General features: G+C 70.5%; 20 protein-coding genes. 11 read left to right on the forward strand and 9 right to left on the reverse strand.

Features of this window, described 5'->3' with window-relative positions:
- Nucleotides 1-31: 31 nt before the first annotated feature.
- Genes EPD65_RS14180 through EPD65_RS14190 form a run of 3 tightly spaced genes read right to left on the reverse strand, consistent with a single transcriptional unit; the run spans nucleotide 32 to nucleotide 2677 of the window.
- The gene (locus EPD65_RS14180; protein ID WP_131585256.1) at nucleotides 32-1237 is read right to left on the reverse strand and encodes a hypothetical protein; all 1206 of its coding nucleotides are present in this window, start codon (nucleotides 1235-1237) and stop codon (nucleotides 32-34) included.
- A complete protein-coding gene (locus EPD65_RS14185) occupies nucleotides 1230-1742 on the reverse strand; it encodes a SigE family RNA polymerase sigma factor (protein WP_131585258.1) in 513 nt (170 codons plus the stop codon). Before EPD65_RS14185 ends, EPD65_RS14180 begins: the two co-directional genes overlap by 8 nt.
- Before the next feature lie 59 nt (nucleotides 1743-1801).
- Nucleotides 1802-2677 carry an SGNH/GDSL hydrolase family protein gene (locus EPD65_RS14190; protein ID WP_243640609.1) on the reverse strand — a complete coding sequence of 292 codons (876 nt, stop codon included), beginning with the start codon at nucleotides 2675-2677 and terminating at the stop codon, nucleotides 1802-1804.
- 78 nt (nucleotides 2678-2755) lie between these two features.
- Here EPD65_RS14190 and gatC point away from each other — a divergent pair, with 78 nt between their 5' ends.
- From gatC to gatB, 3 genes are read left to right on the forward strand one after another with little or no spacing between them, the layout of a single operon-like run.
- On the forward strand, nucleotides 2756-3052 hold the full coding sequence (gene gatC / locus EPD65_RS14195; protein WP_131585262.1) for an Asp-tRNA(Asn)/Glu-tRNA(Gln) amidotransferase subunit GatC: 297 nt from the start codon (nucleotides 2756-2758) through the stop codon (nucleotides 3050-3052).
- 2 nt (nucleotides 3053-3054) lie between these two features.
- Nucleotides 3055-4587, forward strand: a complete 1533-nt coding sequence (gene gatA / locus EPD65_RS14200) for an Asp-tRNA(Asn)/Glu-tRNA(Gln) amidotransferase subunit GatA (protein WP_131585263.1) — start codon at nucleotides 3055-3057, stop codon at nucleotides 4585-4587.
- A 1-nt stretch (nucleotide 4588) separates the two neighbouring features.
- A complete protein-coding gene (gene gatB / locus EPD65_RS14205; protein ID WP_131585265.1) occupies nucleotides 4589-6088 on the forward strand; it encodes an Asp-tRNA(Asn)/Glu-tRNA(Gln) amidotransferase subunit GatB in 1500 nt (499 codons plus the stop codon).
- Nucleotides 6089-6173: 85 nt separating this feature from the next.
- Here the strand turns inward: gatB and EPD65_RS14210 are convergent, their stop codons facing one another.
- From EPD65_RS14210 to EPD65_RS14225, 4 genes are all read right to left on the reverse strand, one after another.
- Nucleotides 6174-7034, reverse strand: a complete 861-nt coding sequence (locus EPD65_RS14210; RefSeq protein WP_131585267.1) for a DUF6929 family protein — start codon at nucleotides 7032-7034, stop codon at nucleotides 6174-6176.
- A 59-nt stretch (nucleotides 7035-7093) separates the two neighbouring features.
- A complete protein-coding gene (locus EPD65_RS14215; protein WP_131585269.1) occupies nucleotides 7094-7357 on the reverse strand; it encodes a hypothetical protein in 264 nt (87 codons plus the stop codon).
- A gap of 122 nt (nucleotides 7358-7479) precedes the next feature.
- Nucleotides 7480-8994: an adenylate/guanylate cyclase domain-containing protein gene (locus tag EPD65_RS14220; protein ID WP_243640610.1), complete on the reverse strand. Its 1515-nt coding sequence runs from the start codon at nucleotides 8992-8994 to the stop codon at nucleotides 7480-7482.
- Nucleotides 8995-9026: 32 nt separating this feature from the next.
- On the reverse strand, nucleotides 9027-10541 hold the full coding sequence (locus EPD65_RS14225; protein WP_131585273.1) for an adenylate/guanylate cyclase domain-containing protein: 1515 nt from the start codon (nucleotides 10539-10541) through the stop codon (nucleotides 9027-9029).
- A 50-nt stretch (nucleotides 10542-10591) separates the two neighbouring features.
- Between EPD65_RS14225 and ilvD the strand changes: the two genes are divergently transcribed.
- From ilvD to ilvC, 7 genes are all read left to right on the forward strand, one after another.
- Nucleotides 10592-12439 (forward strand): dihydroxy-acid dehydratase, encoded by a 1848-nt coding sequence (ilvD, locus tag EPD65_RS14230; protein ID WP_131585275.1) that lies wholly within the window; start codon nucleotides 10592-10594, stop codon nucleotides 12437-12439.
- A complete protein-coding gene (locus EPD65_RS14235; protein ID WP_131585308.1) occupies nucleotides 12439-13116 on the forward strand; it encodes a GNAT family N-acetyltransferase in 678 nt (225 codons plus the stop codon). Before ilvD ends, EPD65_RS14235 begins: the two co-directional genes overlap by 1 nt.
- Entirely contained in the window at nucleotides 13116-14045 is a 930-nt protein-coding gene (locus EPD65_RS14240; protein WP_131585277.1) for a hypothetical protein, read from the forward strand. Before EPD65_RS14235 ends, EPD65_RS14240 begins: the two co-directional genes overlap by 1 nt.
- Before the next feature lie 12 nt (nucleotides 14046-14057).
- Nucleotides 14058-14699 carry a VOC family protein gene (locus tag EPD65_RS14245; RefSeq protein ID WP_131585279.1) on the forward strand — a complete coding sequence of 214 codons (642 nt, stop codon included), beginning with the start codon at nucleotides 14058-14060 and terminating at the stop codon, nucleotides 14697-14699.
- A 243-nt stretch (nucleotides 14700-14942) separates the two neighbouring features.
- The gene (locus EPD65_RS14250; protein WP_131585280.1) at nucleotides 14943-16685 is read left to right on the forward strand and encodes an acetolactate synthase large subunit; all 1743 of its coding nucleotides are present in this window, start codon (nucleotides 14943-14945) and stop codon (nucleotides 16683-16685) included.
- Entirely contained in the window at nucleotides 16685-17227 is a 543-nt protein-coding gene (gene ilvN, locus EPD65_RS14255) for an acetolactate synthase small subunit (RefSeq protein ID WP_131585282.1), read from the forward strand. Before EPD65_RS14250 ends, ilvN begins: the two co-directional genes overlap by 1 nt.
- Before the next feature lie 74 nt (nucleotides 17228-17301).
- The gene (gene ilvC / locus EPD65_RS14260; protein WP_131585284.1) at nucleotides 17302-18327 is read left to right on the forward strand and encodes a ketol-acid reductoisomerase; all 1026 of its coding nucleotides are present in this window, start codon (nucleotides 17302-17304) and stop codon (nucleotides 18325-18327) included.
- Between the two features lie 132 nt (nucleotides 18328-18459).
- On the opposite strand, the gene EPD65_RS14265 is transcribed toward ilvC, so the two are convergent.
- Together EPD65_RS14265 and EPD65_RS14270 are read right to left on the reverse strand one after the other, a co-directional pair.
- Entirely contained in the window at nucleotides 18460-19281 is an 822-nt protein-coding gene (locus EPD65_RS14265; RefSeq protein WP_131585286.1) for an ABC-2 transporter permease, read from the reverse strand.
- Complete coding sequence (locus EPD65_RS14270; RefSeq protein ID WP_131585288.1) at nucleotides 19278-20174, reverse strand: ABC transporter ATP-binding protein; 897 nt, start codon at nucleotides 20172-20174, stop codon at nucleotides 19278-19280. Before EPD65_RS14270 ends, EPD65_RS14265 begins: the two co-directional genes overlap by 4 nt.
- A 130-nt stretch (nucleotides 20175-20304) precedes the next feature.
- Here EPD65_RS14270 and EPD65_RS14275 point away from each other — a divergent pair, with 130 nt between their 5' ends.
- Nucleotides 20305-21003 carry a DsbA family oxidoreductase gene (locus EPD65_RS14275; protein ID WP_131585290.1) on the forward strand — a complete coding sequence of 233 codons (699 nt, stop codon included), beginning with the start codon at nucleotides 20305-20307 and terminating at the stop codon, nucleotides 21001-21003.
- Nucleotides 21004-21075: the final 72 nt, after the last annotated feature.

A 21075-nucleotide genomic window follows, 5' to 3' on the forward strand; every position in this document is an offset into this window, starting at 1 on the left:
ACCAGGTGACGAAAAGTCCACCCCTTCCCGCTCAGGACTCGTTGTCGTTGCCGCTGACGCGGATCGGTCCGCTGCCGCTCAGCTCGACCGGCGTGGTGGTGCACGCACCGGTGTCCGCGTCGCACGACTGGACCGCGGTGTCACGCACGAGCAGCAGGCGTCCATCGGGCGTCCACCCGAATGCGCCGACCTCGAGCCGGAAGCTGTGATCGGCACCGGTGTCCACGGAGATCACGTGCCCCTCGGGATCGTCGTAGTGGCACTCGTTGGTCACGGCGTCGCACGATCCCATCGGCGGCAGCGCCACGTGGCTGCCGTCGGGGGAGAGTCGCGGCCAGCCTTCCGGGTCGACGCCGATCGTGCGCAGGGTCGATCCGTCGGCGACGTTGACGACGCGGAACTCCTGGGTCTGCTCGAAGCGCATCTCGCGGAGCTGCTTCTGCGACAGGGCGTCGACGTCGACGCCGGCCATCGGGTCGATCAGCTCGCGGCCGCCGCTGACCTCCGGCATCCGGCTCGCCGGCAGGACATCGGAGGCAGTGACCGCCCCCGTGCGCCAGTTGATGGCGAGCGTGGCCTTGTCCATGCCGACGTACGCGAAGTCGCCGGAGAGGGCGGTCGGCGGCGCGTTCCAGCCGCCCCAGGTGAAGGCGCCCTCGAAGGGGACGCGGGTCGCGACCTCGCCGGTGCGTACGTCGCGCAGGACCAGCTCCCAGTGCGAGGTGTCGCCGTCCTTCATGACGTAGGCGAGGTAGGGGAGCGTCGGGTCCGTGCCGGGCTTCTTGTCGCCGAGGTCGAGCGAGAAGTCGCGCACGGTGCCCGAGCCCGGGAGGACGAAGTAGTTGGAGTGCTCCGCATCCGTGTACGCCGTGCGCCCCGTGCGGACCATCACCCCGGCGGACGTGTAGTACATCGCCTTGACCTTGCCGGGGACCTCCACGGTGCGCCCGTTGCCGAGATGCACGGTCGACCCCTGTGCGACCGCCCATCCCTCCGGATTCGGGGCGACGGCCGCGGCCAGCCCGCCCGATCCGTCAGGCGCAGCGTGAGGGAGGACCAGCACGGCGCCAGCGACTGCGGCGGCCGCCGCGACGCTGACAGCCACCGCGCCGACACCGGTCAAACGGCGCCGACGACGCAGCTGGCGACCGCGCGCGACGATGGCCACGGCGGGAGCCGCGGGCACGAGGATGCCCTCAGCCTGCTCGTGCAGGAGGGACGAGATCTGGTCAGTCATGGGTGGCTCCCATCGGGATCACGGAGTCGCCCAGTACGCCGCGGAGGCGGCCGAGGGCGTCGGAGGTCTGGCTCTTGACGGTGCCTTCGGAGCACCCGAGTGCGGATGCGGTCTGGGCGACGCTCAGGTCCTCGTAGAACCGCAGCACGATCACCGCGCGCTGGCGCGGAGCGAGGAGCCGCAGTGCGGCCAGGATCGCGGGGCGGTCGGACGGGTCCTCGTCGTACGACGCCGCAGGCAGCGTCTCGTGGGCGACCTCGCGCCGCCACGACGGCTTCCGGAACCACGACGCCGCCGTGTTGACGAGCGTCGTGCGGGCATACCCACCGGCGGCCTCGTAGGTCCGCACGTTGCGCCACGACGCATACGTCTTTGCGAGGGCGGTCTGGACGAGGTCCTCCGCCATCCCGTGGTCACCCAGCAACAGGTACGCCGTCCGGTACAGCCGCGGCCACGCGGTCTGCACGAACGCGGCGTACTCGTCGTCGGTCGGTGGTGCCGGCATGCGTCCTCCTGGGGGTGATTGTCACCCGTCCAGACGCGCCCGCGGCAGGTTCGGTTGGGTCAGCGCAGGAGGCGGATGACCAGGTCCGCGACCGCGCGCTGCTCCTCGGCGTGTGGCGAGTAGGAGAGGGCCACGCCGAGCTCTTCCTTCTTGCCCTGGATCCACGGGTCCGCAGCGCAGATGTCGTGGCCCTTCGTCGCGGCGTAGGTGTCGATGAACTCCGCGCCGCCCTTTGCGGCGGCCTGCTTCAGCGTCTTGTTGAGGTAGAGCAGCCCCGAGTGGGCGTAGCGCATGTCGTCGGGCGTGAGGTTGATGGCGTCGGGGCAGTCACCCTTCGCCGGGAAGATCGCCGGGTAGCCGATCACGATCACGCGGGCCTCGGGGGCCTTCTTGTGGATCGCGTTGAGCGACGCGGTCAGCTGCTTGCGGCCGTTGCGGAGGATCGTCACGACCTCGTCGCCGTCGTCGTGGCGGAAGTGATCCCGACACGGAGAGCCGGTCGGGTCCTGGTCGTGCAGCGACGGGCAGGTCTGGAACCAGGCGCCGATCGCAGCCGGTGCTGCGCCCATGCCGACGGTCACCAGATCGGTGCGCGGCCCGACCGCGTCGAGCTGCGCCGGGAACGTCGTCTGGTCCACCACCTGCGGGTCCTGCAGGCTCGCGACCTCGGCGTTCGTGCAGCTGACGTCGTCGAGGCTCGAGCCGAGCGAGCGCGCGATCAGGTGCGGGTAGTTGATCCCCGACCGGACGCACACGTCGTCGATGCTCACGGTGCCGACGGCCGGAGCTGCCGTGTAGGTGTCGCCGAGTGCGACGTACTGGTCGTAGTAGCGCCGGTCGTTCGCGCTCGGCTGCGGCCCGGGGGTCGCGCCGCCGCAGGCAGTCAGGGAGACCAGGGTCGCGGCCACGGCCACGCGGGCGAACGTCGTACGCATCGTCACGTCCGCGAGGGTAGTCGCGGCACGGTGGGACCCCGGCACGCCGCCCCGTGCGGGACACCTAGGATTGCCCCCATGCCTGAACTCTCCCGCGACGAGGTGCGCCACCTGGCGGATCTCGCCCGGATCGACCTCAGCGATGCTGAGCTCGATCACCTGGCCCCTCAGCTCAACGTCATCCTCGAGGCGGTCGCCTCGATCCAGGGAGTGGCCGGTGACGACGTCGCCGCGACGTCGCACCCGATCCCGATGACCAACGTCTTCCGCGAGGACGTCATCCGTCCGTCGCTGACGCCTGCGCAGGCGCTGGCGATGGCCCCGGCGACCGAGGACGACAAGTTCTCCGTGCCGCGCATCCTGGGGGAGGAGTGACCATGTCGCTGATCCATCTGTCCGCTGCTGAGCAGGCCGCCGCCCTCGCTGCCGGTGAGGTCACCAGCGTCGAGCTGACGCAGGCGCACCTCGACCAGATCGCCGCGACCAATCGCCCCGAAAATGGCGTCGGCCTCAACAGCTTCCTCCACGTCGACGCCGAGGGCGCGCTCGCCCAGGCGGCCGCCTCCGACGCCCGCCGGGCAGCCGGTGCGCCGCTGCACGAGCTCGACGGCGTCCCGATCGCGATCAAGGACGTCCTCGCGACGGAGGGCCTGCCGACGACGGCCGGCTCGAAGATCCTCGAGGGCTGGATCCCGCCGTACGACGGCACGGTCACCGCCAAGATCAAGGCCGCTGGCCTCCCGATCCTCGGCAAGACCAACATGGACGAGTTCGCGATGGGCTCGGCCAACGAGAACTCCGCCTACGGCCCGGTCAAGAACCCGTGGGACCACACCCGCATCCCGGGTGGCTCGGGCGGTGGCTCCGCCGCGGCAGTCAGCTCGTTCCAGGCTGCGCTCGCGATCGGCTCCGACACCGGTGGCTCGATCCGTCAGCCCGGCGCCATGACCGGCACGGTCGGCGTGAAGCCGACCTACGGCTCGGTCTCACGCTACGGCGTCATCGCGCTCGCCAACTCGCTCGACCAGCTCGGCCCCGTGACGCGCACCGTCCTCGACTCCGCGCTGCTGCACGAGCTCATCGGCGGCCACGACCCGATGGACTCGACCTCCGTCGCCACCGCGGTCACCGGTCTCGCCGACGCTGCCCGTCAGGGTGCCGCGGGCGACCTGGCCGGCGTACGCGTGGGCATCGTGAAGGAGCTCCAGGGCGACGCCTGGTCGGCTCCGGTCGTCGAGCGCTTCGAGGAGTCGATCGAGATCCTCAAGGGCCTGGGTGCCGAGGTCGTCGAGGTCAGCCTGCCGAGCTTCGTGCACGCGATGGCGGCGTACTACCTGATCCTGCCGGCCGAGTGCTCCAGCAACCTCGCCAAGTTCGACGCGATGCGCTACGGCCTGCGGGTCACCCCGGACGGCGACCCGAGCGCCGAGGACGTGATGCGCGCGAGCCGCGACGCGGGCTTCGGCAACGAGGTCAAGCGCCGCATCCTGATCGGCACCTACGCGCTGTCGTCGGGCTACTACGACGCCTACTACGGCCAGGCGCAGAAGATCCGCACGCTGATCATTGAGGACTTCACCAAGGCCTTCGAGCAGGTCGACGTGCTGGTCAGCCCGACCGCTCCCACCACCGCGTGGGCGCTCGGCGAGAAGGCCGACGACCCGCTGGCGAACTACCTCCAGGACCTCGCCACGATCCCGGCGAACCTGGCCGGCGTTCCCGGCATCTCGATCCCGTCGGGCGTCTCGTCGGTCGACGGCCTGCCGACGGGCATCCAGTTCCTCGCGCCGGTCCTCGAGGACGCGCGTCTCTACCGCGTCGGTGCGGCCCTCGAGGCGGCGCTGACGAAGCAGTGGGGCGCCCCGATCGCCGCACCGGCGTACGCAGGCAACGGCAATGGGGAGGCCTGACATGGCGACTGAAACGATCGTTCCGTTCGACAAGGCGCTCGCGGCGTACGACCCGGCCATGGGCCTCGAGGTCCACGTCGAGCTCAACACGAACTCGAAGATGTTCTGCGGCTGCCCGACCGTCTTCGGTGGCGAGCCCAACACGCAGGTCTGCCCGACGTGCCTGGGCCTGCCCGGCGCCATGCCGGTGGTCAACGCCAAGGCCGTCGAGTCGGCCATCCGGATCGGTCTCGCGCTCAACTGCGAGATCGCCGAGTGGTGCCGCTTCGCCCGGAAGAACTACTTCTACCCGGACATGCCGAAGAACTTCCAGACCAGCCAGTACGACGAGCCGATCGCGTTCGAGGGCTACATGGACGTCGAGGTGGAGGGGGAGACCTTCCGCGTCGACATCGAGCGCGCGCACATGGAGGAGGACACCGGCAAGTCGACCCACGTCGGTGGCGCCACCGGCCGCATCCAGGGCGCCGACTACTCGCTCGTCGACTACAACCGCGCCGGCATCCCCCTCATCGAGATCGTCACCAAGCCGATCCTGGGCGCCGGGGAGAAGGCGCCGCTGGTCGCCAAGGCGTACGTCGCGCAGCTGCGTGACCTGATCGTCGCGCTGGGTGTCTCGGACGCGCGCATGGACCAGGGCTCGATCCGCGCCGACGTGAACCTCTCGCTCGCGCCGAAGGGCTCCGATGTCCTCGGCACCCGCAGCGAGACCAAGAACGTCAACTCGCTCCGGTCGGTCGAGCGCGCGGTCCGCTTCGAGATCGGCCGCCACGCCGGCATCCTCAACGAGGGCGGCAAGGTCGTCCAGGAGACGCGTCACTTCCACGAGGACACCGGCGAGACCACGTCGGGCCGCGAGAAGTCCGACGCCGAGGACTACCGCTACTTCCCCGAGCCGGACCTCGTGCCCGTCGCCCCGTCGCGCGAGTGGGTCGAGGAGCTCCGGGGCACGCTCCCGGAGAACCCGACGGCGAAGAAGACCCGCCTGCAGGCGGAGTACGGCTTCACCGACCTCGAGATGCGTGACGTCTGGGCCGCCGGTGCGCTGCCGCTCATCGAGGCGACGGTCGTTGCCGGCACGACGCCGCAGGCCGCGCGCAAGTGGTGGGTCGCCGACCTCCTGCGCCGTGCGAACGACGCCGGTGTCGAGCTCGCCGAGGTCGGCGTGACGCCGGCGCAGGTCGCCGCCGTCCAGGCGCTGGTCGACGCGAAGACGATCAACGACAAGCTGGCCCGCCAGGTCTTCGACGGCCTGATCGCCGGCGAGGGCACGCCGGAGGAGATCATCGAGAAGCGCGGCCTCGCGCTCGTCTCCGACGACGGCCCGCTGATCGCCGCGATCGACGACGCGCTCGCCGCGCAGCCGGACATCGCCGACAAGATCCGCGGCGGCAACATGGGCGCCATCGGCGCGATCATGGGCGCCGTCATGAAGGCCACCCGTGGTCAGGCCGACGCCGGCCGTGCCCGCGAGTTGATCCTCGAAAAGCTGGGTCTCTAAGCACCGCAGCGCCGAGACGGGGCTCGTGCACCACTCACACGGGGCTTGTGCCCCGCGGCGGTGTGCACGGGCCCCGTCTCGGCGTTCAGAGGCCGGTGATCTCCAGGCGGAGCAGCTCGGCGGGCTGATCGGGGTCGTCGCGGTCGGTGACGGCCCAACCGCCGCGCAGGTCTGCGTCGAGCACGAGGCCCTCCGCCTTGCGCACTGACGGTGAGCCGTCCGCCTCCTCGATCGGCGCCCAGCGCGCGGCACCGCCGTCGAGTACGCCGAGCAGGACTCCGGCGACCGGTCCGTCGAGCACCGGGTCGTCGGTGTCCTCCGCGGCCGCCAGCCAGACCAGACGCCCGTCGCTTGCTGCTGCCAGGTCCGTCCCGTGCGCAGGTACGCCGACCAGGCCGGCCGGCGCGATCCTCGCCCGCACCTCGGCCCGGGGAGGGTGGCCGCTGGTGAGCGCGTGGGCGGGCAGGTCGAGCAGCAGGTCTTCGGAGGTGCCGGTGCTGCGATGGAGCAGCAGGAGTCGCTCGTCGACGAAGACGGCACCTTCGATGTTCGGCTCGCCGCCGATGGCATCGGCAAGCGCGAGGTACAGCAGCGTTCCGTCGTACTGACGGTGGCGGGTGTGTCCGGGGCCGGTGAGGTGCACGAGCGCGTAGCGCGCCGACGTGGAGCCGGAGCCGAAGAGCCAGATGGATCCGTCGGGGGCTACGGCGGCAGCCTCGAAGTCCGGCTTCCGCGCCTTGGCCAGGGCCTCGCCGCTCCCGGAGAGCACCTGGTGGGTCACGTCACCGGATGCCGTGATGCGGGTGAGCGTGAAGGCGTCGTCGCCGATGACCAGCAGGCCACCGTCGACAGCGAGCAGCGCCGATCCTGCCCGGGCGCCGTCCACGGCCCGTGCACCCGTGATCCGGACCTGGAGCGCCTCGTCACGCACGGGCTCGATCTGCATGCGCCCATCGTGGCGCATGCGGGCAATGAAGTCGCCGGATCGTTACCGAACGGCCTACGTCAGTCGGCGACCTGTGACAACGTCGGAGGTAGCGGGTCCGCCTCCGGGGCGCGGGGAGGGAGGGCGCCGGTGGCGGACCCGGACACCTCGGCACGACTGCCCAGACGGGCAGCGAGGAACTCCTCCACGACGATCCGCTGGGCACGCGTGCGGGCGAGAGCGGTGCTCGCCACCATGGCGTTGCGGCAGGCCTGCTGCTGCGCGGCGGTTGCCCACGAGTCGACGAGGGCGGCGACGCGCTGGCGGGGGACCTGGAAGACCACGGTGGCTCATTCGGGGGAGTCGGTGAATCGGGACATTTGCGAGAGTAGCGACGCACCCGGGAGGCGCAAATCCCGACGCGCGCGGTAGCAACGCTCTCCAGTCCCGAAACGTGGTGCTGCGCTCAGTCGCGGGTGACGGCGATGACCGTCTCGGCGACCCGACCACGCGGCCGGACCGGGTTCTTCCGCACCCACGCGTCCGCCTCGAGGCCTGCCGCGTCGAGCAGCGCGGCGTTCGCCACGACGCGGCCCGGGAACTTCTTGGCGACCTCGGACAGGCGGGACGCCTCGACGACGGGATCGCCGATCAGGGTGTACTCGTAGCGCTCCGCGACACCCACGTTGCCCGCGACGACTTCACCCGCCGTCACGCCGATCCCGGCGGGCACCTCGGGGAGCTCGGCCTGGAGACGCCGGCCCAGCTCGCGCGCCGCGTGGAGCACCTTCTGCTCGAGGTCGTCGACCTCTGTCGGCACGCCCCAGACGGCGAGGGCGGCGTCGCCCTCGAACTTGTTGATCCAGCCGCCGTGCTGGTGGACGACGTCGATCACGATCTCGAAGAACCGGTTGAGGAGCATGACGACCTCGCCCGGTTCGCGCTCGGTCGCGAGCGTCGTCGAGCCGATCACATCGGTGAAGAGCACCCCGACGTGGCGCGCTTCGCCCCGCAGGCGTACGCCGCCCTCGAGCGCCGCGCGGGCGACGTCGTCGCCGACGTGCCGGCCGAAGATGTCACGCATCCGCTCGCGCTCGCGCAAGCCTGCGGCCATGTCGTTGAAGCCCGACTGCAGGACGCCGATCTCCGTGCCGTCGTAGATCGGCAGGTGCACGTCGAGGTCGCCCCGCTCGAGCTGGGCCAGGCCCAGTCGCAGCTGCCGCACGGGGTCGCTGGTCGCGCGTCCGGCCAGCGCGATCATCACGCCGCCGATCACGAGGGCGATGAGGGCGATCACGATCAGGGTGCGGGCGATCTCGTTGACCGTCGCGGTCGTGTCGTCGGTGAGCAGGCGCGTGCCGACCATGACCAGGCCCACCACGGGCGCCGCAGTACCCAGCGCCCAGGCGAACATCGTGCGGGTCACCACGGTGCGCAGCCGCATCCGGTCGGGTACGCCGTCGCGCAGCGCGACGCTGGCGAGCGGCCGGATGAGGCGCTCCGCGACCAGGTAGGCGAGGGCGCTCGCGCAGATGCCGGCGATGAGCACGATCTGGCCGACGGACCAGGCGCCGGCCCAGCCGAGGCGCCAGGCGTTGAGCAGCATGAAGGTGATCACGCCGAGCAGCCAGCCGCGCGCGTGGAAGGCGAACGCCTTGCGGGGCACGGCGAGCAGCGTCAGCTTCTCGTCGTCGGTCGGGGTGCGCCGAGCCTCGAGCCAGCCGACGATCGGCTCGATCTGGCGGAACGCCCACCAGTGTCCGAAGACGGCGACCGGCCAGGCGAGCGAGACGATGACCACGGCGTTGAAGGCGATCCAGTCGGCGTCGATGTCGACCGGCAGCGGGATCACGAACAGCGCGAGCACCGTGACGAGCAGGACCCCGATGAGGTTGATGCCCACCAGCGGGATGGCGGTCAGCAGCCGTGCCTGCGAGGTGAGCGACAGCGCGAGGAAGCGTCGTCGTACCTCTGCCCGCATGGTCACAGGGAGAAGGTACCGACCCGGAGGCCTCAGTGCTGCGGGGTGGCCAGTCGTGTGCTGGTGCCGCGGCCCCGGAGATGGACCGGTTTGCGCTCCTGCCAGTGGTCCGCCTCGTCGCCTGCGACGTCGAGGAGGGCTGCGTTGACGGCCACGCGCCCGGAGCGTTCCTTGGCGAGGTCGGTGAGACGGGCGGCTTCGTTGACCGGGTCGCCGATCACCGTGTACTCGTAGCGGTCCGCGGCGCCGACGTTGCCGGCGACGGCGGTGCCGGCCGAGACGCCGATGCCGGCGTCGAGCTCGGTGACCTCGCGGCGGAGGCGGTCGGCCATCACCCGGGCCGCCCGCAGGGCCTGCGCCTCCATGTCCGGTACGGCGGTCGGGGCACCCCAGACGGCCAGGACACCGTCGTCCTCGAACTTGTTGATCCAGCCGCCGTACTCGTGGACCACCTCGACGACGACCTCGAGGAAGCGGTTGAGGAGGCGGACGACCTCGCCGGGGGAATGCTCGCGCGCGAAGGTCGAGACGCCGACGATGTCGACGAAGAGCACCGCGACGCGGCGCGACTCGCCGCCGAGCTGCACCGTGCCCTCGAGCGCGGAGCGGGCGACCTCGGGGCCGACGTGGCGGCCGAAGAGATCGCGGAGCCGCTCGCGCTCGCGCAGTCCCGCCACCATCGTGTTGAACCCGGCCTGGAGGTGGCCGATCTCCGTGCCGTCGTAGATCTGCACCTGCGAGCCGAAGTTGCCGCGCGACACGTCGGCGAACGCCTCCCGGAGACCACGGACCGGGTCGGCACTCGCGCGCGCCGCGGCGTACGTGGTCACTCCGCCGACGAGCAGCGTGAGGACGCCGAGCACGAGCATCGTCACGGCGAGCTGGTGCACGGAGACCAGCACGTTGTCGGCGAGCGTGTTGACGCCGACGAGGACGACGCCGAACAGCGGAGCTCCGGTGCCGAGCAGCCAGGCGAACATGGTCCGCGCCGCCACGGAGCGCACCCGGACCCGCTCCGGGACGCCACGCCGCAGCGCCTGTCGCGCCAGGGGACGCGTCAGCCGCTCGGTCGTCAGGTAGGCGACCGAGGAGACACCGAGCCCGGAGAGGGCCACGATCGCGGCCGCGACGAAGCCCAGCCACACGTCGTACAAGCCGTTGAAGACGCCGAAGACGACCGTGGCCATCGCCCAGAAGAGGGCGTGGTGGGCGAACACGCGATCGGGCGCGGTGAGCACGTGACGCTGCTCGTCGGGCCAGGGGCGGCGGCCTTCGACGAGCCAGTCCAGGGTCTGGTGCATGAGGCGCAGCCCGACGGCCACTCCGTAGACCGCGATCGCCGGGAGCAGGAGCGCGAGCAGCTCGACGTTGCGCCAGGCCTGCTGGGCGTCGTACACGACCGGGAGGGGGACCACGAGGATCCCCAGGAGGAACGCCGCGGCCGCTCCGCCGGCGTTGATCACGATCACCGAGGCGATGACGCCGATCTTGAGCCGGGCGTCGAGGGACAGGCGCGACCAGATCGCCTGTCCTTGTCGAATGCTCACGGGGAGAAGGTACCGACTCGCGGTGCCACTACGGCGACTAACCTTGACCCATGCCCACTCTGCGTTCTGCCACGTCCACCTCGGGCCGCAACATGGCCGGTGCCCGCGCCCTCTGGCGCGCGACCGGCATGACGGACGGTGACTTCGGCAAGCCGATCATCGCCATCGCCAACTCCTTCACCGAGTTCGTCCCCGGTCACGTGCACCTGCGCGACCTCGGCAAGATCGTCGCGGAGCAGATCGAGGCGGCCGGTGGCGTCGCCAAGGAGTTCAACACGATCGCCGTCGACGACGGCATCGCGATGGGCCACGCGGGCATGCTCTACAGCCTCCCGAGCCGCGAGCTGATCGCGGACGCGGTCGAGTACATGGTGGAGGCGCACTGCGCCGACGCGATCGTCTGCATCTCCAACTGCGACAAGATCACCCCCGGCATGCTGCTGGCGTCGCTGCGCCTCAACATCCCGGTCGTCTTCGTCTCCGGCGGCCCGATGGAGGCCGGCAAGACCACGGCGATCGAGGGCATCGTCCACTCCAAGCTCGACCTGGTCGACGCGATGGTGCTGGCGGTCGACGAGCGCGTGAGCGACGAGGTCCTCGACACGGTCGAGCGCTCGGCGTGCCCGACGTGTGGCTCCTGCTCGGGCATGTTCACCGCCAACTCGATGAACTGCCTCACCGAGGCCATCGGCCTCTCGCTGCCGGGCAACGGCTCCACGCTGGCCACCCACGCCAAGCGCCGCGCGCTCTTCGAGGAGGCCGGCCGCCTCGTCGTCGACCTGTGCAAGCGCTACTACGAGCAGGACGACGAGTCCGTCCTGCCGCGTTCGATCGCGACCAAGGCCGCCTTCGAGAACGCCGTCGCGCTCGACGTCGCGATGGGCGGCTCGACCAACACCGTGCTCCACCTCCTCGCCGCTGCCCGCGAGGCGGAGCTCGACTTCGACGTCCACGACATCGACGCGATCTCGCGCCGGGTGCCGTGCCTGTCCAAGGTCGCGCCCAACTCCCCGAAGTACCACATGGAGGACGTCCACCGCGCCGGTGGCATCCCGGCGCTGCTCGGCGAGCTGCGCCGCGGCGGTGCCCTCCACGAGGAGGTGCACTCGATCCACTCCGCCACGCTCGACGAGTGGCTGGGCGAGTGGGACATCCGCAGCGAGTCGCCGTCGCAGAAGGCGCTCGACCTCTTCCAGGCCGCGCCGGGTGGCGTCCGCACGACCCAGGCCTTCTCCACGGAGAACGTCTGGGGCACGCTCGACACCGACGCCGCCGAGGGGTGCATCCGCGACATCGAGCACGCCTACTCCAAGGACGGCGGCCTGGCGATCCTGTCGGGCAACATCGCCGTCGACGGCTGCGTGGTCAAGACCGCCGGCGTCCCCGACGACTGCCTGACCTTCACCGGCACCGCGATCGTCTTCGAGTCGCAGGATGACGCCGTGACCGGCATCCTCTCCAAGGACGTCAAGGAAGGCCACGTCGTGGTCATCCGCTACGAGGGCCCCAAGGGCGGCCCGGGCATGCAGGAGATGCTCTACCCCACGTCGTACCTCAAGGGCGTCGGGCTGGGCCAGAAGTGCGCGCTGATCACCGACGGTCGCTTCTCCGGTGGCTCGAGCGGCCTGAGCATCGGCCACATCTCGCCCGAGGCAGCGTCCGGTGGCCTGATCGCGCTCATCGAGGACGGCGACACGGTCTCGATCGACATCCCGAAGCGCACGATCCACCTCGACGTCGAGGACCACGTGCTGATGGAGCGCCGCCTGGTCCAGGAGAAGCGCGACAAGCCGTACACGCCGGCGACCCGTGACCGGAAGGTCTCGGCCGCGCTCCGTGCGTACGCCTCGATGGCGACGTCGGCCTCCGACGGCGCGTACCGCCGCGTCCCCGAGTGATGCAGCCGGTCGGCCCGGCCGTGCCGGGCTGGTCGGTGCGTCCGACGCCCGAGGCGGTCGAGCTCCGGGGCCGGTACGCCGCGCTCCGGCCGCTCACCTCGGCCTCCTACAGCGACCTGTACGCCGCGTTGGGCGGCCCGCAGGCAGCCACGCGGTGGACCTACCTCCCGGCTGAGCCGCCGAAGGACCTGCCCGCGCTCTGGATGCTGATGTCGGCGCGCCTCGAGGCGGACCCCGCGACGTTCGCCATCGTGGCGGAGGACGGCCGGGTGGCCGGCACCTTCGCCCTGTGTGCGGTCGACGAGGTCAACGGCTCGGTCGAGCTGGGCTGGGTGCTCTTCGGCGACGCGCTGGCCCGCACCCGCGCCGCGACGGAGGCCGTCCACCTGGTCCAGTCGTACGTCTTCGACGACCTCGGCTATCGCCGTCTCGAGTGGAAGTGCGACAGCCTCAACGAGCCCTCGCGCCGCGCGGCGGTGCGGTTCGGCTTCACCCATGAGGGCACGTTCCGCAACCACCGCGTCGTCAAGGGCCACAACCGCGACTCCGACTGGTTCTCGATCACCGACGCCGAGTGGCCCGCGATCCGCGAGCGACAGCTGGCCTGGCTGGCCCCGGAGAACTTCGACGACGCCGGCATCCAGTGCACTCCGCTCCGCCCGGGTGGCCCTGCCTGATGCCGCAGTCCCTCCGACGCCAGGTCCTCGTGGCCCTGGCGGTCGTCCTCATCGCCGTCCTCGCGCTCGTCCAGTCCGTCGACTCGGTTGCCGAGCACCGCGACGGCGGCCGCGACGGCCGCGCAGCGCGCCCGCCGGTCGCGGCCGTGTCTCCTGCCCTCGAGCGCCCGCAGCTCTTCGACGGCCGCATGTTCGTCGCCTACTACGGCACGGTCGGCACGCCGGTCCTCGGCGTTCTCGGCGAGGCAGCCCCGTGGAAGGCCGCGGCCCGCGTCGAGAAGGCGGCAGCGCCGTTCCGCCGCGCGGGCCTCAAGCCCCAGCCCGTCTTCGAGCTGATCGTCACCATCGCGGACCGGCATCCCGGCCCGGACGGCGACTACAACCACGACGTCCCCGCCGTCGCCGTACGCCGCTGGATCGCCGCTGCGCGCCAGTCCGGCGCACTCCTGGTGCTCGACGTCCAGCCGGGTCGCGCGGACTTCCCGAGCGTGGCGAAGCGCTGGGCGTCGGCGCTCGCGGACCCCAACGTGAGTCTGGCGCTCGACCCCGAGTGGCGGATGCACGGCGGACAGGTGCCCGGCCGCACGATCGGATCGACCACGGGCTGGGAGATCAACCTGACCTCCCGCTGGCTCCAGGACTTCGTCGTGGCGCACCACCTGCCGCAGAAGCTCTTCGTCGTGCACCAGTTCCGCCGCGACATGATCCGCGGCATCGACATCGTGCGTGACCGTCCCGACCTCGCCGAGATCCAGCACGTCGACGGCTTCGGTACGCCGGGGCAGAAGCTCGCGACGTACCGTGCGGTGGCTCGACCCGACCTCTTCCGGATGGGCTTCAAGCTCTTCTACGACGAGGACATCCGGCGGCTCTCTGCGCAGCAGGTCATGCGGATCCGGCCACGGGTGGACTTCGTCAGCTTCCAGTAGCAGGTTGGACGCATGAGCGATCTCATCGAACGGTCCGTCTTCGATGCCGAGGGCCTGGCCGACTGGCGGATGTTCCTCCGGGCGCTCCACACCCGCTACGACCCCGGTTCGTACGCCGCCGGGCTGGCGCTCGTGGCGGCGATCGGCGCCGCCGCGGAGGAGCAGGACCACCATCCCGACCTCGACCTGCGCTGGGGTCACGTCAACGTCCTCCTGACCAGTCACGACAGCGGGGGAGTGACCGCGCGGGACCTGCGCCTGGCCCGACGGATCAGCGAGATCGCGGCCGCCGCGGGTGCGGTGGCCCGTCCCGAGCTGGTGCAGCGGATCGAGATCGCGCTGGACACCGCCGACTGGCAGAGGATCAGGCCGTTCTGGAAGGCCGTGCTCGGCGGCTCGGACAATCCGCGGCTGCCGGACGAGGTGCGCGACCTCGACGGGGCGACGCCGACGCTGTGGTTCCAGGAGACCGACGAGCACGAGACCCCGCGCCAGCGCTTCCACCTGGACATCCGGGTGCCGCGCGACGTCGCGGAGGCGCGGATCGCAGCGGGGCTCGCCGCTGGGGGCGTCCTGGTGAGCGACGAGAGCGCGCCGGACTTCGTCGTCCTGGCCGACGCCGATGGCAACCGGGTCTGCATCGGCACCAGCTGAGGCGGGGCCGGGAGGCCGTCCCGCAGCCATGATGTGGGACCGGCGTACCGAATCATGGGACGCGGGTCATACTTGCTTGACGCCTCCTTACCCGGCAGCGAGTCTTGACGCATGCGCACTCTTGTACGCACGCGACGCGTGGACTGACGACGGACACAATCCCGATCAGTGCATGCGTATCCCCTCGTAGCCGGTAGGCCGAGGGGTTTTTTGTTGGACTCACACTTGGTAGAAGGAACACGGATGAGCGAGAGCGTGACTGGCGCACAGAGCCTGGTGAGGTCTCTGGAGCACGCCGGCGTCGAGGACATCTTCGGCTACCCGGGCGGCGCCATCCTTCCGGCGTACGACCCGCTGTTCGACAGCTCGATCCGCCACATCCTCGTTCGCCACGAGCAGGGTGCCGGCCACGCTGCCGAGGGCTACGCCGCGGCGAGCGGCAAGGTCGGCGTCTGCATGGCGACCTCCGGTCCCGGCGCGACCAACCTGGTCACGCCGATCGCCGACGCCTACATGGACTCCGTCCCGATGGTCGCCATCACCGGTCAGGTGCCCGAGGCCCTCATCGGCACGGACGCCTTCCAGGAGGCGGACATCCGCGGCATCACGATGCCGATCACCAAGCACAACTTCCTCGTCACCGACGCTGCCGAGATCCCGCGCACGATCGCGGAGGCGTTCCACCTCGCCTCCACCGGCCGCCCGGGACCGGTCCTCGTCGACGTCACCAAGTCGGCGCTCCAGGCGATGACGACGTTCGACTGGCCGAGCGAGATCACGCTCCCCGGCTACCGCCCGGTGACCCGCCCGCACGCGAAGCAGATCCGCGAGGCGGCCCGGATGATCGCGGCTGCCCGCAAGCCGGTCCTGTACGTCGGCGGCGGCACGATCCGCTCCGGCGCGCACCGCGAGCTGCGGACCCTGGCCGAGCTGACCGGCATCCCCGTGGTCACCACGCTCATGGCCCGTGGCGCGTTCCCGGACAGCCACCCGCAGCACCTCGGCATGCCGGGCATGCACGGCACGGTCTCCGCCGTCGCCGCCCTGCAGAAGGCCGACCTGATCATCAGCCTCGGCGCGCGGTTCGACGACCGCGTGACCGGTGACCTCTCGACGTTCGCCCCGGGTGCGCTGATCATCCACGCCGACATCGACCCGGCCGAGATCGGCAAGAACCGCCACGCCGACGTCCCGATCGTGGGCGACGTCAAGGAGGTCCTGACCGAGCTCATCGCGCAGCTCAAGACCGACGGCCAGCAGGGCGACTACGAGGGCTGGGTCGCGTTCTGCGCCGGTCTGAAGAAGCAGTACCCGCTGGGCTACGACACCCCGGCCGAGGGCCTCGCGCCGCAGTACGTCATCGAGCGTCTGGGCGCGATCTCCGGCCCGGAGACGATCTTCGCCGCGGGCGTCGGCCAGCACCAGATGTGGGCCGCGCAGTTCATCTCCTACGAGAACCCGAACACGTGGCTCAACTCCGGTGGCGCCGGCACGATGGGCTACTCCGTCCCCGCCGCGATGGGTGCGAAGGTCGCCTGCCCCGACTCGACCGTGTGGTCGATCGACGGCGACGGCTGCTTCCAGATGACCAACCAGGAGCTCGCGACCTGCGCGATCGAGGACATCCCGATCAAGGTCGCCGTCATCAACAACGACAACCTCGGCATGGTCCGTCAGTGGCAGACGCTCTTCTACAAGGAGCGCTACTCCAACACCGACCTGCAGAAGCACGACAAGAAGATCCGCATCCCCGACTTCCCGAAGCTCGCGGAGGCCTACGGCTGCGTCGGTCTGTCGTGTGAGTCGGCCGCTGACGTGGACGCGACCATCCAGAAGGCGATGGAGATCAACGACCAGCCGGTCGTGATCGACTTCCGGGTCCACAAGGACGCGATGGTCTGGCCGATGATCGCCGGTGGCGCCAGCAACGACGAGATCCAGTACGCGCGCGACCTCGCGCCCAAGTTCGACGAGGATGACCTCTGATGGCCCGTCACACCCTCTCGGTCCTGGTCGAGAACAAGCCCGGCGTCCTGGCCCGCATCGCGGCCCTCTTCAGCCGTCGCGGGTTCAACATCGACTCGCTGGCCGTCGGCCCGACCGAGCACTCCGACGTCTCGCGCATGACCATCGTGGTCAACGTCGAGGACACCCCGCTCGAGCAGGTCACCAAGCAGCTCAACAAGCTGATCGAGGTGCTCAAGATCGTCGAGCTCGACGGCACCGCCTCGGTCAACCGCGAGCTGCTCCTGGTCAAGCTCAAGGCCGACGCGGACTCGCGTGGTCAGGTGCTCGACGTGGTGCAGCTCTTCTCGGCCGACGTCGTTGACGTCGCGCCCGACGCGGTCACCGTCCAGCTGGTCGGCAGCAGCCAGCGGCTGGCCGACTTCCTCAAGGTCGTCGAGCCCTTCGGCATCCGTGAGCTGGTCCAGTCGGGCATGGTCGCGATCGGTCGCGGCCCCCGCTCGATCTCGGAGCGCACGCTGCGCCCCGTCGCCGTTCCGACGCCGCCGCCCGCGGTCGGCTGAGCACCCCGCCGGCCCCCGGCCGGACGTCCCCCTGACAATCTCTACGTACAAACCCACCAGAAGGAGAGCCCATCGTGGCTGAGATGTTCTACGACGACGACGCCGACCTGACCCTGATCCAGGGCAAGCAGGTCGCTGTCATCGGTTACGGCAGCCAGGGCCACGCCCACGCCCTCAACCTGCGCGACTCCGGCGTCGACGTCCGGATCGGCCTCAAGGCCGACTCGAAGTCGATCGCCAAGGCCGAGGCCGAGGGCCTCAAGGTCCTCACGGTCGCCGAGGCCGTGGAGGAGGCTGACGTCATCGTCATCCTCGCTCCCGACCAGCACCAGCGGAAGATCTACGCGGAGGACATCGCGCCGCACATCACCGAGGGTGACACGCTCGTCTTCGGCCACGGCTTCAACATCCGCTTCGGCTACATCGAGGCCCCCGAGGGCGTCGACGTGATCATGGTTGCCCCCAAGGCGCCGGGTCACACCGTCCGTCGCGAGTACGTCGCGGGCCGCGGCATCCCGGACATCATCGCCGTCGAGAAGGACGCCTCGGGCTCCGCGCTCGAGCTGGCGAAGTCCTACGCGAAGGCCATCGGTGGCACCCGCGCCGGCGTCATCATGACGACGTTCACCGAGGAGACCGAGACCGACCTGTTCGGTGAGCAGGCCGTCCTCTGCGGTGGCGTCTCGCAGCTCGTCCAGTACGGTTTCGAGACCCTGACCGAGGCCGGCTACCAGCCGGAGGTCGCCTACTTCGAGTGCCTCCACGAGCTCAAGCTCATCGTGGACCTCATGTGGGAGGGCGGCATCGCCAAGCAGCGCTGGTCCGTCTCCGACACGGCCGAGTACGGCGACTACGTCTCGGGCCCGCGCGTCATCGACCCGCGCGTCAAGGAGAACATGAAGGCCGTCCTCGCGGACATCCAGAACGGTGCCTTCGCGAAGCGCTTCATCGACGACCAGGACGCCGGCGCGCCGGAGTTCCTCGAGCTCCGCGCCAAGGGTGCCGCTCACCCGATCGAGGAGACCGGCCGCAAGCTCCGTGGCCTCTTCTCGTGGAAGCAGCAGGACGCTGACTACACGGAGGGTTCGGCCGCGCGCTGACCCCGAACGTCGAAACCCGGGTCTTGGTCCGCCGAAACCCGGGTTTTGGCGTCTTGAGTCACGGGTTGTGGCGCGCGAACGCCCCGCTCACCGTTTCGGTGGGCGGGGCGTTCGGTTTTTCCGGCGGTTGCCTCACTTGATCTCGGTCTTGAGCACCAGCCGCAGGCCGACGAGGAACGGCACGACGATCCAGATCAGGGTGGTCACACCGAGCTGCGTCCACTGCTCGCCGGTGAGGTTGCTGTCGAAGAGCAGGAAACGGGTCTGGTTCAGGTCGAACCATCCGGCGTGGTCGGCCCACCACTGCTGCGAGGAGGCCAGCGCGCCGGAGATCCCGGGCAGGACGAAGTTCACGACGAAGTAGCCGACGACCGCCGCGGGCGAGCTCCGGAAGAGCAGGCCGAGCGCGAGGCCGAGCAGCATGCCGAGCTCGTTGGCCAGGATGATCTTCGCGAACGACGTCGCGCTGATGTCCCAGATCGCGTCGTTGCCGGTGACCAGCGAGGTCACGACGTTGCCCAGGGCGCCGATGCCGAGCGCGAGCACCATGGACACGACACCGATCGCCAGCACGTCGATGACCTTGGCCCCGATCACCCGGGGCCGGCTCGGCACGAGGGTGAACGTCGTCAGCGCGGTGCGCTGGCTCCACTCGCTGGTCACGGCGAGGACACCGGCGACCGGCAGCAGGATCGACATCGGGCTGCCGACGGCTGCGGCGAACGAGTCGAAGGACAGCGCGTCCCGGTCGCCGAGCAGCACGGTCACGACGGTCGCGATCACCGAGGCGATCACGATGCTCGCCATGAGCCAGAACCCGGCGCGGGTGTCGAACATCTTCTGCAGCTCGACCAGCAGCACCCGGCCGAACGGGATCGGCTCCGGCGAACGCCGCGGCACGCGGCGCGGTCCTGTGGCGGGGAGGACGTCGGAGGAGAGGGTCTCGGTGCTCATGCTGCGTTCCCTTCGCGGGCGGTGGAGGCGGTGAGCTCGAGGAACATCTCCTCGAGGCGGGCGCCGTCAGCCGCGCGGAGCTCGGTGACGGCGATGCCTGCTGCGAAGGCGATCCGGCCGATGTGGCCGGCATCGCCGCTGACCAGCAGGGCTCCGTCGGCCGGCGTGGACGCGAGGCCCGCGCCGACGAGGGCCGCGTGGAGGCCGCGCAGGTCGTCGGCCCGGACCAGGGTCTCGGCGGAGGCGAGGAGGTCGGCCTTCGTGCCCGAGGCGACGATCCGGCCGAGTCCGATGACGACGATGTCGTCGGCGACGACCTCGATCTCGTTGAGCAGATGAGAGGAGAGGAGCACGGTTCCGCCGCCGTCGGCGAAGCCGCGCAGCAGGTCGCGCATCCAGCGGATGCCGGCGGGGTCCAGGCCGTTGGCCGGCTCGTCGAGGATCAGGACCTCGGGGTCGCCGAGCAGTGCGGAGGCGATGCCGAGGCGCTGGCGCATGCCGAGGGAGTAGTTGCGGACCCGGCGCAGCGACTCCTCCTCGGTCAGGCCGACCGCGTCGAGCATCTCGTCGACGCGGGAGCCCGGGAGGCCCATGAGCCGGGCGTTGATGCGGAGCACCTCGCGGCCGGTACGACCGGCGTGCTGCGCGGAGGCGTCGAGGAGTACGCCGACCTCGCGGCCCGGGTTGGGCAGCTCGGCGAAGCGCCGCCCGAGGATGTGGGCGGATCCGGAGGACGGCTCGGTCAGGCCGGCCATGATCCGCATGGTGGTGGACTTGCCGGCGCCGTTCGGGCCCAGGAAGCCCGTGACGCGGCCCGGCGCTGCGGTGAACGACACGTGATCGACGGCGGTGTAGCCGCCGTACGACTTGGTGAGGGATTCGACGGTGATCATGGATCCACCCTCGCGGCCGGGCGGGGCGCGCCGCTTCGGGCAAGCCCCCGGTGCCGACCCTGAGATCAGGTCACACCGCCTCAGGGACACGTCGGGGAACAAGGGGACACGTCACCGGGTTGTGCCCACCATGGAGATCGAGATCTGGTCCGACGTCGTCTGCCCGTGGTGCTACATCGGCAAGCGCCGGCTCGAGAAGGCGCTGGACGGCTTCGAGCACGACGTGACCGTCACCTGGCGTTCCTTCCAGCTGGACCCGGGTGCGCCGACCGTCCCGGTCGAGACCGTCGCCCAGGCCCTCGGCCGCAAGTACGGCGGGGGAGAGGCGGCAGGTCGCCAGATGATCGACCGCGTCGAGGCTGCCGCGGCCGAGGAGGGCATGCTCTGGCGCCACCACCAGTCCCAGCGCGTCGGCACCGTCGACGCCCACCGTCTCCTCCACCTCGCCCTGCACGACGGCGGGCCCAAGCTCCAGGGTGAGCTGAAGGAGCGGCTCTTCGCGGCGTACTTCGCCGAGGCCGCCAACGTCGCCGACCACGAGGTCCTGCGTGGCCTTGCCGCCGAGGTGGGCCTCGACGCGGCCCGCGTCGACGAGGTCCTGGCCAGCAGTGAATACCTCGACGAGGTGTACGCCGACCAGCAGCAGGCCGGCGCGTACGGCGCGACCGGTGTGCCGTTCTACGTCATCGAGAAGCGTTACGGCGTCGCGGGCGCCCAGCCTGCGGAGGCCCTCCGTCAGGTGCTCGACCGGGCGTGGACCGACCTTCATCCGACCCTCACGATCGTCGACGGCGACAACGCCTGCGGCCCGGACGGCTGCGCCATCTGACGGCGGGGCGGGCGTTCACCGGGCTGCCGTCGTGCGGCCGTGAAACCCGCCCTGATACCCCTCCGTCCTCCC

It is taken from the genome of Nocardioides jejuensis (genome assembly GCF_004337475.1).
GTDB classification, from domain to species: Bacteria; Actinomycetota; Actinomycetes; order Propionibacteriales; family Nocardioidaceae; genus Nocardioides; species Nocardioides jejuensis.